The following is a 13643-nucleotide window of genomic DNA, read 5'->3' on the forward strand; positions in this document are numbered from 1 at the left end:
CGCCGATGCTTACGCAAGACGAGCTCGCATCCATCGAGCAGAGCCCTTACAAGGCAGACTTCCCGCTGCTTGCCACTAACCCGGGCCTGGCCTTTCTCGACAGCGCCGCCACTGCGCAGCGCCCTGCCGCGGTCCTCGACGCGCAGCGCCGCTTCTACGAGACCATGAACGCCAACCCGCTCCGTGGCCTCTACAGGCTCTCCGTTGAAGCCACCGAGGCCATCGCCCAGACGCGCGGCAAGGTTGCCGCGTTTTTGGGTGCGGTTGACGAGAGCGGCAAGCCCTGTGGCAACCAGGTCGTCTTCACAAGGAATACCAGCGAGTCCTTGAACCTCGTGGCACATGCGCTTGGCCGCCAGGTGCTCAAGCCCGGAGACGACGTGGTCATCTCCATCATGGAGCACCACTCGAACCTGATCCCCTGGCAGCGAGTCTGTCGCGAGACCGGTGCCAACCTGGTCTACCTGCGCATGGATGAGAACTACCGCATCACGCCCGAGGAGGTTGCCGCCAAGGTTGGCCCGCATGCCAAGATCGTCTCGGTAACGCAGGTCTCAAACGTCCTGGGCGTTGAGAACGACATCCCCATGATTGCGAGGCGTGCCCACGAGATGGGTGCCTACATGGTGGCCGATGGCGCGCAGTCCGTACCGCACGTGCGCGTCAACGTGCGCGAGCTTGGCTGCGACCTTCTCGCCTTCTCGGCGCACAAGATGGGTGGCCCCATGGGGATAGGCGTCCTCTGGGGCACCTCTGAGGTGCTCGATGCCATGCCACCCTTCCTGACCGGCGGAGAGATGATCGACTCCGTGACCGAGACGGATGCCGTCTGGGCGCCCGTCCCGCAGAAGTTCGAGGCCGGCACGCAGGACGCCGCTGGCGCATATGCCTTTGGGGCTGACCTGGACTACCTCAACGAGAAGGGCTTTGACGCCCTCGAAGCACGCGAGCGTCTTCTCGCCCGCTACCTCACGGAATCACTTGCTGCCCTCCCCTACGTGGACGTTATTGGTCCCGCCGAGGGAGAGCGCCATGTGGGCTCCGTCGCCTTCAACGTGCGCGGCATTCACCCGCACGACGTGGCGTCGATTCTCGACATGGGCAACGTCTGCATACGTGCCGGCCACCATTGTGCACAGCCGCTTCTCGCCTACCTGGGCGTGGAGAATGGTGCCACCTGCCGTGCGAGCATTGCCTTCTACAACGACAAGTCCGATGTCGACGCGCTTGTCGACGGGCTGGGGAGGGTCTGGGAGGTCTTCCATGGACGTGACTAGTCTCTACAACGCCGAATTCATGGACCACGTGGCCCATCCCGACTACAAGTATCAGATGGAGGACCCCACCTGCACGCACGAGGGCGTGAACCCCTCCTGCGGGGACGAGCTCAGGTTCTCCGTGCGTCTGGCGGGCGACGGAACCATCGAGGAGGTCGCGTTCACAGGCCACGGCTGTGCCATCAGCCAGGCCTCGGCCGACATCATGAGCGACCTCATGGTGGGACAGACCCCCGAGGAGGCCATTCGACTTTGCGACCTCTTCGAGCGCATGGTGCGCGGTGAGGTCACCGACGAGGCCGAGCTTGCCCCACTCGAGGACGCCGGGATGCTCAAGGACATCTCGCACATGCCCGCGCGCGTGAAGTGCGCCGAACTTGCCTGGCGCACGCTCAAGGAGATGCTTGAGGGCCGCAAGGGCGCCGAAGCCGCACCGGCGACCGACGCCACCGACAAGGACGAGAAGGGAGCCTAGCCATGACCGGGATGTTCTCGACAAAGGGCATGTACGCCCTGCGCGCGATGGCCGACCTCGCATCCCACGAGGGGTGGGTTTCCCTGGGTGACGTCTCGAAGCGGCAGAACATCTCGCGCAAGTACCTTGAGCAGGTCATCTCCCTCATGCACAAGGCGGGCTACGTGGAGAGCCAGCGCGGCAAGGGCGGCGGATACCGCCTCACGCGCAAGCCTGAGGAATACACGCTGGGAGAGCTCCTGCGTGCAGCTGAGGGATCGCTCGCGCCGGTGGCATGCCTGCAGTGCACCAACGACACGTTCTGCTCGCAGATGGACACCTGCACCACCGTGGGCGTCTGGCGTGACCTCGGTCGCGTCACCTCGGCCTACCTTGACAGCAAGACCTTGGCCGACCTCCTCGCGCCCGACGAGGGGGACGAGGGCGCTGCTCGCCTCGGCCGCAACCCGGATGACGAGACAAGCGAATAGCGACGTGCCGTGGCACCACAACACCCCCCACAACCCGCATCAACCCCTGTGTGCGTCACAGACCGAAGGGCATACCACTGACAGGGGCCTTCTGCTATCTTACGTGCAATTACGGATGGTACGAACGAGCCTGTTTTCGTGACAGTTTCTATTCAATTGGCGCACGGTAGAAGTTCCCGAAGAAGCTCTCCGTGCGAAAAGCATTGACCACTGCGCCGCCATCGTACAGTCGGACAAGCTGCATTACATCATCAACCTCATAGGACGACACAACAGTATTGATGAGCCAGTAGCGCTGCTTGCTTCGCCCACCCATGACCTCCATCACCGAGGAGCCATGCTTGTGTGCTTTGTTGTAAGCCTCAAGAACCGGCTTTGGGCGTTGTGTGATGATTTGAAGGGTCACGCGATCATAACGATGGTAAAACGTCTCAATCGTCTTAGTTGAGATGAACTGAAAAATGATCGAGTAGGCCGCTGGCTCCCAACCAAACATGACACCGAATACTACGAGTACCGCACAATTCCCTGTGAATACGAACCCCCAGATTGACCTGCCCGTTTTATTGGACACCATGAGTGAAATGAAGTCTGTGCCCGCAGTGCTCGCACCACCGCGAAGTGCCACGGCAATAGAGAGACCGTAGAGGAATCCCCCAAAAACCACCTGTAGCATCAGGTTATCCAAGATGGGTCGGAAAGTGAACAGGCGCAGGAAGAGCGAAGCCAAGCAAACCTGAGCCATCGAAAACACTACAAAGCGTCGGGAGATGCTCTTCCAGCTGAGCAGCGCAACAGGAATGTTCAGCACCACCATTCCAGCGAAGGTAGGAAAAGTAAGCCCGAAGAGAGCGGCAACTCGGTCTATGAGAATGGCCACGCCCGTAAAGCCGCTCGACAACAGATTTGCCGGGTTCACAAAAGCCTGTATCGTATATGATTGGATTAATGCCGAAAGTACCACTGAAGCAAGCGTCTTGCACCGCCGAGCGGCCGTATACCTTCGAAGGTTTCGCAGACGCTCTATCTCCATTTTGAGGTCAAACTTGATCTCCGGAAAGACAACTGGGGGCGTCTGGCAACCCTGCCCGGAGGCAGGGTTGCCCTCCATGGCCTTGAGCTGACCCAACACTGCGGCCTGTTTTGCCAAACGCTCCTCGCGTGCCCGTAGCACAGCGTTTGTGCTTGAAATCCTGCACTGTGCTACAGCTCTTTCACGAAGTTCCTTTAACATGGAACACTCCTTGTCAAAGCCCTTAGAAGCATGCCTCTCGTCTGAGTGACGAAATGTCATTCCCGCACGTCAGACCTTGCGCTACGAGACACATGTTCTTGAGAGCTTGATTGAGTCCCATGCCCCCCTTCTTAGGTGTCCTCACAATGGTCACCTTGTCACGATAGCGAGCGATGGTCTCCTTATTCTCCTCGCTCATGGCGGCAAGGGCATGCACCTTCCCAGCAGCTTCAAGATCGGCTGCCACACGACCCGCCATCTCGGCATACTCAGCATAGTCGAAGGCGGGACCGCACATGACAACGTCGGGATTAATCTTGTGGCACATCGCTACAAGCTTTCGAGCAACTTCATCCGGGTCTGCCTCATACGTGCCCCACCCGCAGCAGAGCGTTGCCACTACTCGACCGTCCACCTGGTGGAGTGGGCCCTCCATCATGACAGCCGGTCCAACTGGCTCCTTGAGGATGCCGAGGGGCAGATCGCGGTCATCCTTAGCTCCCAGACCAGACTGGATTTGATCGTAAAACATAACGATTTTCATGATTGCTCCCCTTCTTTGCTCCTTATGCAGCAAAGCCCAAGTTTATTTGGAACTAACTAGCCCTCACATCCCGCTCCCCCACGTTGGAGGCTGGCACTTTCTCCGTATGCGCAACGAGCCTGACCTCAGTTCCACCAATGAAATCGTGGACGCAGCGATGGTCGTGACGGCAAAGGATAAGCGCACAGCTCACCGCTGTAAGGGCGAATCCGCCATACATAAGAGGGTGGACCAAGTTCACTTGCAGGGCGATTGTAGCCATTTGATGCCAGACAGAGCTCGCATTGGCGATAACGCCGGACAGCAGAAAAACGCCAACGACCTCGCGCAGCACTAGGTGCCACAAATCCACAGGAGAGCCGTCAACCATTTCGATGCGAATCCGACAGAGACGCTTGCCGGGCGTCTGGCCCCGCCAAACCAGCATCGGAATCGCTAGGTAATAGAGGCAGGAGAAGAGCAGGGCCAAGGCGCCTGCGACCATACCCCATGGAGCTGGGAAGTCGACAAGGCGTTGGTTTGCCATATCACCCATTACCCGCTGCGCAATGATGCTGATGGGCAGCGCAGCACAGAGCGAGCCGAGATACCAGTCGATTAGATATGCAAGAAACCTTCGAGACACCGGGGCAGGGCTATCCTCCCGCGCGTCCTGCGCCCCCGCAAACTCCGCAATCGTGATGTTAGGCCCAAGCTTGCGCTGGCCCGTCGTAGAGCACTTTTTCTTCTTTCCACGCCTCTCCGAGCTCATTGGCTTTCCCATCCCACGTCTCGTCCCGCGGCCAGCCCCTATTGAGACAGCAGGTAGAGACTTAGTGCGTAAATTTTTGCATTCGTGATGATGTCCGCTACGTCCATCCATTCGTTTGGTTGGTGCCCAATCCCTTTTTGGCCGGGAAATGACGGCCCGAAGGGCACGACATTGGGCATGAATTTGGCGTATGTGCCCCCCGTGGTCGTTACAGGGGAACCATCCAGTCCGGTAACCCGCTCGTAAGCGAGAGTGAGCGTGCGTACCAAACGGCAGTCCTTCTCAAAGCATACCGGGTCATAGTTTCCCATCACTTGGAAGTCAAACCCCTGCCTTCTGGCCACGGCACCCAATCGCTCTTCAAGTTGATTGGCGGTGACGCCCGCAGGATAGCTGACAGAGAACTCAACCGCAGGCATGCCTTCCTCAAAGACCAGGCGATAGTTTCTCAACTCAGTGACGCCAAACTCCGGGTCTGAGTAGTCAATGCCAAAGCGCTCGCCATTCGGCTTGGCATTCAAAACGTATTCATTCATGAAAGAGAAGAGGCGTTGTAGCGGCTCCCCCTCCTCTGTTTCGGCGGCACAGGCCGTCAGACGCACGCCCAGCCGCCCACGCTCAGCATAGACAACTGGATACTTGCAATCGGGCGTAAAGCCCATCTCTGGCGCGGGTTCGTGCCTCAGGTAGTATCGAAGGTCATTGAAGCCCGTCTCCTCATTACAGCCAAAGATGATTCGCACTTCTCGACGTGGGGAAAGGCCCAGCCGCTTCAGCGCCCAGAGCGCATAGAGGCAAGAGTATATGGGGCCCTTGTTGTCAAGCACGCCTCGACCCGTGATTCTCCCAGCCGTGAGATCTGCGCTATATGGCGGCACCTTCCAACCCGAGGTGCCCTCGGGTACCACGTCCAAGTGGCCCACGGCACACACGTAGCCTGGCAACACCGGCTCACCAGTCGCGCCAGAAGTGGGCTTCCAGCTCGCATAGCCCATATAGCCATCCAAATCCACTGTCGAAAAGCCCAGCGATCGGCTGCGATCGAGTGTCTGGTCGAGTGCCGCATGCACGCCGGGCCCAAAGGGCGCACCCGGTACAGCGTCCTCCCGAACGCTCCTTTGGCGCACGACGGCACGGATGGCCTCGACCATCTCATCCGACACCTTGTCGACCTCCGCAAGGATACGCCGCTCCAAGTTGGGGCCGAGTGCATATGGCCCCTGTTGATTTGCTGCAACGTCGTCAACGGATTCCATCGCTCCTCCTAAAGCCGTGATGGCAAGGCTAGTCCAAAGGCGACATGCGCGAACGCATGTACTCATCCTGCCAGGCCTGGCTCGCTATCTCATGGGTGCATCTCCCGTCCTGGCGCGGATGCACAAGGTACACGCAAGCGGCATCTTCTTTGGTCTGCACCACGAAGGAAAAGCCCTCAATATTGCTCGCCGCGCCCCAACGGCCCCGAGAGTCCATGGCCACGAAGGACATATCGCCCGCATGTCCACGACGGGCCTTGAGCTTCTCGGTAAAGATGCCTATCGCCTGCTCACAAGCGCGCTGGGGATGCAAGCCGTTACCCATGAGTCGGACGATCTCGTAACCAACGCAACCCTTCATTACGTCCTCGCCCAAGCCTGTTGAGGCGGCGGCCCCCACGGCGGAATCCGCGTAGAAGCCCGCCCCCGGAATGGGGGAATCGCCCACGCGACCGGGGCGTTTCATGAAAAGCCCGCTCGTTGAGGTGGCAGCGGCCATGGAGCCTGTGGCGTCCAAGCACACCACGCCCACGGTGTCGTGGCCGCAGGGGCTAGTGTCCTCTTGGTCAATGCCCACTCGCGACGGGACGGTGTCCGATACTGCCCCCTGTACGACGCCGCGAGCCCTCTCCTCAATGGCTTCGGGCTCCCCCAGACAATGGGCATCCTGAGAGAGACGCCCCCCTTCCTCGGCAACCCGACGAGCATAGAGCTTCTTGGCGCGATCAGTGAGCATGTTCTTGCGCTCGAAGCCCGCCCGATCGGCAAACTTCTCTGCACCCGCACCCACTAGAAAGTTGTTTGTGTTACCTGTGGAAAGCGCACGAGCAACACATATGGGGTTTGAAAAGTTCTTGAGCGCGGCCACAGCGCCGAACTCAAGAGTGTCCCCATTCATAAACGCCGCATCGAGTTCGACCTCCATCTCCTCGTTAGGCAGGCCTCCGTAACCGACCGACTTATAGTACGGAAAGTCCTCGACATCACGGATGGCGAGCTCAACGGCATCGCCTGCGAGCCCACCCTGCCCAAGCACGCCACTCGCTCTTTCAATGCCCTCAAGGGCCATACGCCAAGTTGCGATGATTCCCCACATAAGGTACTCTCCCAGCCGCTTACAGCGCCCATCTCCTGCTCCAGCATTGTCCAAAGTCCCGGGCACCCGTAGTAAAAGGGTCGCGCCCCACGACGGGCCGAAGGACGCGACCGGACATTACGATTGCTCCAACGCACATCCCGTAAGGAGGCCTAGCAAGGCTTACAGGTCATCGAAGGAGAGGTCGTCCAGGTCGATGTCATCGTCGGATATTGCACCCTCAACAGCGCTCTGCTCTTCGCGCAGGTACTGATTGTCGATGACCTTGATGAAGGGCAGATAGACGAAAACCCCCATTGCCAAGAGTAGTATCTGCAAGGCTCCACCAGCCCAGTTAGTTGCCAGAACGCCGGAAATGCCAAGGGGCATAGTCCAAGGAACCTGCACGCCCGAGCAGATGGGCACAACCCCCCAAGCCATGGCGAAGTACGAGATGATGATGTTGAGCGAAGGCACCAATATAAACGGCACCGCAATAATCGGGTTCATGACGATTGGCAGGCCGAACACAATGGGCTCGTTGATGTTGAAGATGCCAGGAACTAGGGCAAGTCGGGAGAGCTGCTTAATTCGAGAGGACTTGCAAAAGAGAATCATCGCGATCAGAAGGGAAAGCGTCGACCCACAGCCGCCAAACGTGGCGAAGAGGTCTTGGAACTGCTGGCAAATGATATGACCTTGGCCCACGCCAGTCTTGAAGAACTCAAGGTTCTCAGCCGAGAGAGTCTGCAGGATGGGATTGTAGACCGCACCTACTACGGAACCACCGTTAATACCAAAGAACCAGAAGGCGTGCAGGAAAACGTAGGCGAGGAGCATGGCGCCAAGCGTATCGCCCAGACCCAGCAGCGGCGTCTGAAGGAACTTGAACACGAAATCGAACACGTTGGTGTTGCACATGCCGACGATGAGATTAATAAAGAAGAATACGGCCATCGTAATCGTGATGGGAATCAGCGAGGAGAACGACTCCGTCACCGTGGGAGGAACGCCGGCGGGCATCTTGATGACCCAACCGCGATTCTTGACCCCAGCATAGAGAGCCGTGGCTCCAAAAGCGCAGAAAATACCAACGAAGATGCCCTTCGCTCCAACCCAGCCCAGAGGGATACCAGAGAGAACTGCGTCAACCGCCGTCCCGTTCACGTCAACAGTGCCCGATACGGTGAAGGGCATGATGAGAAACCATGCCATAAGCGCTGCGGCAGCGGAGAATACCTTGTCGGTCTTGATCTGCGATGCGTAGCTATAGGCGATTCCGAACGTGGCAAACACAGCCATGAGACCAAAGGTCACGTCGGAGGGCTTCGATAGGTACGCCCCAAGGTTGTCATCGCCTATGGCGATGCTCTCGCACCATTCGCTAAAACCGGGAACGGGCAGGTTTCCGATAATCAGGAAAATAGATCCCGCAATCAACAATGGAGTGGAGATGAGAAAGCCGTCACGAATGGCGATGAGGTACTTGTTTTTACCGATGGCCTCGGCAAGGGGCATAAGAACCTTTTCGATTTTCTCTAACACAAGGTGCCTCCTTCTCTCGGATACTTTGTGCTACTTCCTGTACGACTTAATAAGCTTGATTGCGTATTTGAGCGATGCCTCACCGTCCATCATGCCGTAGGCAGTCTGATCGAGGAGGCCAACAGGGGTATCGTAGGTTTCCTCGATGCGCTGTTTGGTCTCCTTGTACTGATAGCTCACCTGTGGACCAAGCAGAACGCATGCGGGATGCTCTTCGGCAACGACCTCATCCACCTTGCCGATGGGATACGCACGCACTTCGACGGGCAGGTTGTGAGCATCTCCCACCCCCTGCATGTTCTGCGCGAGCATGCTCGTAGACATACCGGCGCTGCAGAAAAGATAAATCTTCTTGCTTGCCATCTCTCTTTTCCTCTCTATTTGCGACATCACGGTCACAAGTCCACAGTCGCGGAGACACCGTCTTCGCAAGTTCCCAAAAGCACCCCCTGCTAGACCTCTTGAGCAAACAAATGACGATATACCTCGATAAACTCCTGTGCCATAAGCTTGAAAGACTCTGCGGCCATCAGCTGGTCCTCGGCATGGGAAATAATCAGGGTCATGTTCACCGGGTCTCCTCCCGCCTCGCGTTGGATGAGCGCGGCATGGACATCATGACCGGCCAAGTACTTCTCATCCCCTTTCTTCATGAGCTCTTCGGCATGATTGAAGTCACCCTCTCTTGCAGCGCGCACCGCCTCTACGTAGGCACTGCGCGCTCCGCCTACGACAGCGATGATCTGGAAGCTCGTTTTGAACAGTTCATCCATCGTTACTTTCCTTCCAGCTCGCTCAGGAGAACCTCGTAGCGCCTATCGGCAAGAAGTCTCTGAATGGATCGCTCACTCGTGAGTATCTTCGTCATCGAGCGATAGAACGACTCTGAGTCGGACCCAGCATCGCGCGAGACGCAAACCATAAACACAGCGCACACTTTGCGACCGCCCCAGTCGATAGCGTGAGACAGCAGAGCCACAGCGACGAATGTCCTTGGGCTCACCGCTTCAAGAGGATGGGGTAGCGCCACCAGGTTCCCATAGGCCGTCGACGAGGCTCGCTCGCGGGCCCACACCAGCTCCTGGAAGCTATCTGGGAGCCCAACCGCCTGGGTACAGCGATCGCACAAAAAACTGATGACACCCTCGCGCGTGCCGATCGAGACGTTTGCAAAGAAGAGCTTGGGAGAGAAGCACTCACTCGTAGATGGCTCCGCGACACGGCGAAGCGCATGTTTCACGTCGGCACTGCTGGTCTCGTCAATGAATGGGCTCACGTGGACCACTGGGATAGTGGTACGACGAGCAAGGGGAGCTGTCGTAAAGATGTAATCAACTCCATCAAGCTTGTAGTCATTGAAGTCGCTGGAGTCGCAGGCATCCACTGCTCCAATGCTGCTAAACTCCTCTTGCAGTTGGTAGGCAAGGAGCCGGGCACCATGTATCCCAGTGTTGCATACCACGAGCACGTGCTTCTTGGCCCTCCCTGTCCTAGCCCGCTCGAGTGCTAGCGCAAAAATCAGCGCAACATACCCCATCTCATCATCAGATATCTCCACTTGATAGCGCTTCGCAAGCAGGGCGAGCGCATCACCCGCCATCGCAAAGGGCAGAGGATAGTGCGCTCGAATATCCTTCAGCAGAGGGTTTTTTAGCATCATGTGGTAGCGGAGACGAACTATGAGCGGCATGGTATGCCGCGCAAGGTTCATGCGCAATTCCACATCATTGCGGAAATCAAAGCGAGAGGCCCGCCAAACTGCCTCAAGCATCTCGGCCGCCAAATTCCAAGCCTCATCCGTCACCTCAAGGCCAGGTTCGGTAGTACCGCCAGATGCGGGCAAGGCATCATCCAAACTAGGCCCGCATACGCCATCAACCAAGCGCTTGCTCGCCAAATGGATGGCGATATAGGCTATCTCCTCCTCGGGGAGATCAACGGAGAACGACTCCTCGATGGCCTGAGCCACCAGCACGGCAATGTCCCACTCCCGACTACTCTGCACGTCCTCCATTTGAGAAGTCTCCATGGGCACATAGCAGCCCTTGCCAATACGCACCAACGCAATGGCAAGATGGATCACGAGGTTTTGATGTAATACCGGGTTTACCTTGTAGCTCTCGCGCTCAAGCGTGGAATCTACGCAAGCACTTACCTCGTCAAGCATCGAAGGCGATATCGCACCACCCAGCCCATCGGCCTCAAGACACGCATTGGTAACCGCACCTGCAAGGCAGAGTCGTTTATCGATCTCGCTACCACTGACCCGGATGCCGTAGCGAGGACGCCTCTCAACGACGAGACCGAACTTCTCGAATGTACGCTCGAGATTCTGAAGGTCGCTCGAAATGGTAGATCGTGAAACGAGAAGTAGGCCCGCCAGCTCCTCGAGCGTAATCCAACCAGAACGAGAGAGAAGGTCTTGCTGCAGATAAACCATGCGCTCACTCGGCGTAGAGGGGAAACGGCCACACGTGTTATGGGAAAGTCGACCCGCAACCCAAGCGTCAAACGCCTGCTGATCGGAAATATTCACGACGTAAGCACCCTGGGCGCGATCATATGAGATGAAGGCGGCGCCCGACATAGAAGCATTCGCCCGATGGATGTTATCGCGCATAGCGCGCTCTTTAACGCCAAGATGGGCAGCAAGGTCTGCCGGAGAGACGCCCCGCTGACTCAGAAGATGTCGTACAAGCTGGACGTCATTCATCCCGTTACCCACCTCCTCCAGTTGTCCTCATGCTACTCACACAGAACCCCTCTCTCAAGGCTGTGTGATGCCGCCTCTCGCGGCAACAATCCTGTACAAAACAATTGGTGGAAGCACTTCCACTACCATCACAGCTGGCAAATCGCCTGGAATCGCTAGCTCTCATCGCAAGGCATGAGACCGTGCTACAACCTGACTTTTGCAATACAAGAAGGCCGTTTACCCTATATGAGCTGGATAAACGGCCTCTCCGTCAGCGACATTCCTTGTAGTGCAACGACCTAGCTCCTCGGCTTTTTCACAACCGACATCACCTTGTTCATCTGGGACTTCGTCATGGCCTCGCGGGACAGATCGATTCCGATGACCTTGCAGAGCGCGTCGGTCAGGTCGGTGCGGCAGTCGAAGTGGTGAACGTTGGCGTCAAGTCGGTGCCCCACCATGTTGGATAGCGCCTCGGCGACGGCCCCGGCCGAGGGGCGTGAGCCCGTCAAGCGCTCGACGTCGGCCTGCATGAGGCGCACAATCGTGAGCGCCACGTAGCAGACGAGGAAGTACGCGCGGACGTGCGGCTCTGTCCACACACAGACGGGGCGCGCATCCATGGTCCCCTTGAGCACGCGGAAGGACCCCTCGATGCGGGCGAGCCCCCGGTAGGCTTCGATGACCTCGCGCTCGGACCACCCCTGCTCGCTCGTGATGATGCAGTAGTAGCCGTCCATGGCCGCGTCGGCCGCGATCCTGTCCTCGTCAAGCACCCAGTTGTGGTCGGCCTTCTCACCGGTCGCCTTCACGACCGGCACGTCCTTGGCGTACTTGATCGAGGCCTTGCACGATGCAGCCGGCGTGTCGCCGCGCTCGATGGCGGCCTTGGATTTCTCGATGACCTTGGCCCGCTCGCGGCGGGCGCGCTCGCAGAAGTCACGCGACCAGAAGGCGACCTCCTTGACGGGCACCATGACCTTGTGCTTCTTGCCATCCCCGCCAGTTACGCAGATTGCTTTGTCGGCGATGCGGCTCTTCACCCCGAATGAGCCCGAATCCGTCTCGGCGCATCCTGTCTCGTCGAGCACCCAGGCCCTGAGCTTTCCCGTGGCCTTGCGGACCGATTGGCTGAAGACGAAGCCGTTGCCGTCAAGCGTGCAGGCGGCAATGTTGGTCGATGTGTCAAGCCCCTTGTCAGCAACCACAACCACCCGCTCGCCGTCGGGGTTCGCCGCGTCGCGCACACCCGCCTTCTCCATCATGGGAAGCATGGTCGACATGTCGTTGATGTTTCCGGGGAACAACTCGTAGTCCAGCGGGATCCCCTGTGCGTCAAGGAGCAGCCCCATCTGCACGATCGCCTCGGGACGATGCTCTTTGGACACGCCCCTCTTGCGCAGGCCCTCTTCGCCCTCGCCGTCGATCTCGAAGTAGTAGTTGGTGACATCGTAGTACAGCCGCGTGCGGTCTCGTGGGCCGCGTGCCTCCTCGAGCGAGGCGTTCATGTGCTTGACGAGCGCTTCGGCGTTGGCGTCAAGGTGGTCGAGTGAGCGGCACACGTCGTCGAGCGAGAAGCCGCACTTACGCGGGAAACGTTCCTTGGCGGCGAACGCCTGCTTTTTGGAGCCGGGGTCGGACATCCGGTTCCAGCACAGCAGCTCCAGGATTCGACACGGGTCGTATGCAAAGCCGCGCGCGGTCCGCTTGCGCTCGAAGAACTGGCCTATCCCGAGGTCGCGGTGGAAGTAGGCACTCGGCACCGCGGCGCCCATCTCCACGCGGCCCTCTGTGCGCTTGTCTATCTTCTTGGCGGCCGACAGCCTGACGATCACCTTGGCGGGCTCGGCCGCCGCCTCGGCGTTGCGCCTGGCGACCTCGGCCTTCCAGAACGCGATCGGGTCCGGGCAGCCGTCGCCGGCGAGCTCGTCCACATACCCGATGGACTCCAGGTGCCTCGTCCTCGTCTTGCCGCCGGCTCGGTAGTTCTCGCCGATGGACAGGTAGGCCCGCCCGTTCTTGCGCCTGTCTTTCCTGAGGTACACGATTCCGCTCCTGACATGCGGTTGTATATGCCCCGTTCTGTCACAATGCCACGCGTTGACACACGCACAAAGTCATATTTTCTTGACAAAAAGAAAGGTCCTTGCGGACCTTTGAGCTGGGCGTTTGAAAATGGAGGTCAGCTATATAGCTGCAAAACTCGGGAAGCACTTCCACTACCATCACAGCTGGCAAATCGCCTGGAATCGCTAGCTCTCATCGCAAGGCATGAGACCGTGCTACAATGGGTCAGTCTCATGCCGAACGGCGGCCAACTA

General features: G+C 58.5%; 13 protein-coding genes. 3 read left to right on the forward strand and 10 right to left on the reverse strand.

Annotation, left to right across the window (positions count from 1 at the left end; translation table 11 throughout):
- The first annotated feature begins 5 nt into the window (after positions 1 to 5).
- The 3 genes from E0E00_RS11240 to E0E00_RS11250 are packed head-to-tail and all read left to right on the forward strand — an operon-like array spanning position 6 to position 2222.
- On the forward strand, positions 6 to 1277 hold the full coding sequence (locus E0E00_RS11240; protein WP_130812581.1) for an aminotransferase class V-fold PLP-dependent enzyme: 1272 nt from the start codon (positions 6 to 8) through the stop codon (positions 1275 to 1277).
- On the forward strand, positions 1264 to 1752 hold the full coding sequence (sufU, locus tag E0E00_RS11245) for a Fe-S cluster assembly sulfur transfer protein SufU (RefSeq protein ID WP_130812582.1): 489 nt from the start codon (positions 1264 to 1266) through the stop codon (positions 1750 to 1752). Before E0E00_RS11240 ends, sufU begins: the two co-directional genes overlap by 14 nt.
- 2 nt (positions 1753 to 1754) lie before the next feature.
- Positions 1755 to 2222, forward strand: a complete 468-nt coding sequence (locus E0E00_RS11250) for an Rrf2 family transcriptional regulator (RefSeq protein WP_130812583.1) — start codon at positions 1755 to 1757, stop codon at positions 2220 to 2222.
- Positions 2223 to 2370: 148 nt separating this feature from the next.
- Here the strand turns inward: E0E00_RS11250 and E0E00_RS11255 are convergent, their stop codons facing one another.
- The 10 genes from E0E00_RS11255 to E0E00_RS11300 all read right to left on the reverse strand — a co-directional run bounded on the left by E0E00_RS11255 (position 2371) and on the right by E0E00_RS11300 (position 13367).
- Positions 2371 to 3456 (reverse strand): YitT family protein, encoded by a 1086-nt coding sequence (locus E0E00_RS11255; protein ID WP_130812584.1) that lies wholly within the window; start codon positions 3454 to 3456, stop codon positions 2371 to 2373.
- A 22-nt stretch (positions 3457 to 3478) separates the two neighbouring features.
- Positions 3479 to 4000, reverse strand: coding sequence for a GrdB-related putative oxidoreductase (locus E0E00_RS11260; protein WP_130812585.1), 522 nt, complete (start codon positions 3998 to 4000; stop codon positions 3479 to 3481).
- Between the two features lie 52 nt (positions 4001 to 4052).
- Positions 4053 to 4751, reverse strand: coding sequence for an RDD family protein (locus E0E00_RS11265; protein ID WP_165443677.1), 699 nt, complete (start codon positions 4749 to 4751; stop codon positions 4053 to 4055).
- Positions 4752 to 4789: 38 nt separating this feature from the next.
- The gene (locus E0E00_RS11270; RefSeq protein ID WP_207302729.1) at positions 4790 to 6007 is read right to left on the reverse strand and encodes a M20/M25/M40 family metallo-hydrolase; all 1218 of its coding nucleotides are present in this window, start codon (positions 6005 to 6007) and stop codon (positions 4790 to 4792) included.
- A gap of 28 nt (positions 6008 to 6035) precedes the next feature.
- The gene (locus E0E00_RS11275) at positions 6036 to 7103 is read right to left on the reverse strand and encodes a N(4)-(beta-N-acetylglucosaminyl)-L-asparaginase (protein ID WP_130812587.1); all 1068 of its coding nucleotides are present in this window, start codon (positions 7101 to 7103) and stop codon (positions 6036 to 6038) included.
- A gap of 162 nt (positions 7104 to 7265) precedes the next feature.
- Positions 7266 to 8627 (reverse strand): PTS sugar transporter subunit IIC, encoded by a 1362-nt coding sequence (locus E0E00_RS11280; RefSeq protein WP_130812588.1) that lies wholly within the window; start codon positions 8625 to 8627, stop codon positions 7266 to 7268.
- Positions 8628 to 8657: 30 nt separating this feature from the next.
- Positions 8658 to 8990, reverse strand: coding sequence for a PTS sugar transporter subunit IIB (locus E0E00_RS11285; RefSeq protein ID WP_130812589.1), 333 nt, complete (start codon positions 8988 to 8990; stop codon positions 8658 to 8660).
- Positions 8991 to 9079: 89 nt separating this feature from the next.
- The gene (locus E0E00_RS11290; protein ID WP_130812590.1) at positions 9080 to 9400 is read right to left on the reverse strand and encodes a PTS lactose/cellobiose transporter subunit IIA; all 321 of its coding nucleotides are present in this window, start codon (positions 9398 to 9400) and stop codon (positions 9080 to 9082) included.
- Between the two features lie 2 nt (positions 9401 to 9402).
- Positions 9403 to 11340, reverse strand: coding sequence for a BglG family transcription antiterminator (locus tag E0E00_RS11295; protein ID WP_130812591.1), 1938 nt, complete (start codon positions 11338 to 11340; stop codon positions 9403 to 9405).
- 281 nt (positions 11341 to 11621) lie between these two features.
- Positions 11622 to 13367, reverse strand: a complete 1746-nt coding sequence (locus E0E00_RS11300) for an IS1634 family transposase (protein WP_130812592.1) — start codon at positions 13365 to 13367, stop codon at positions 11622 to 11624.
- Positions 13368 to 13643 lie beyond the last annotated feature (276 nt).

The sequence above is a fragment of the Olsenella sp. Marseille-P4559 genome (assembly GCF_900605015.1).
Classification (GTDB): domain Bacteria; phylum Actinomycetota; class Coriobacteriia; order Coriobacteriales; family Atopobiaceae; genus Tractidigestivibacter.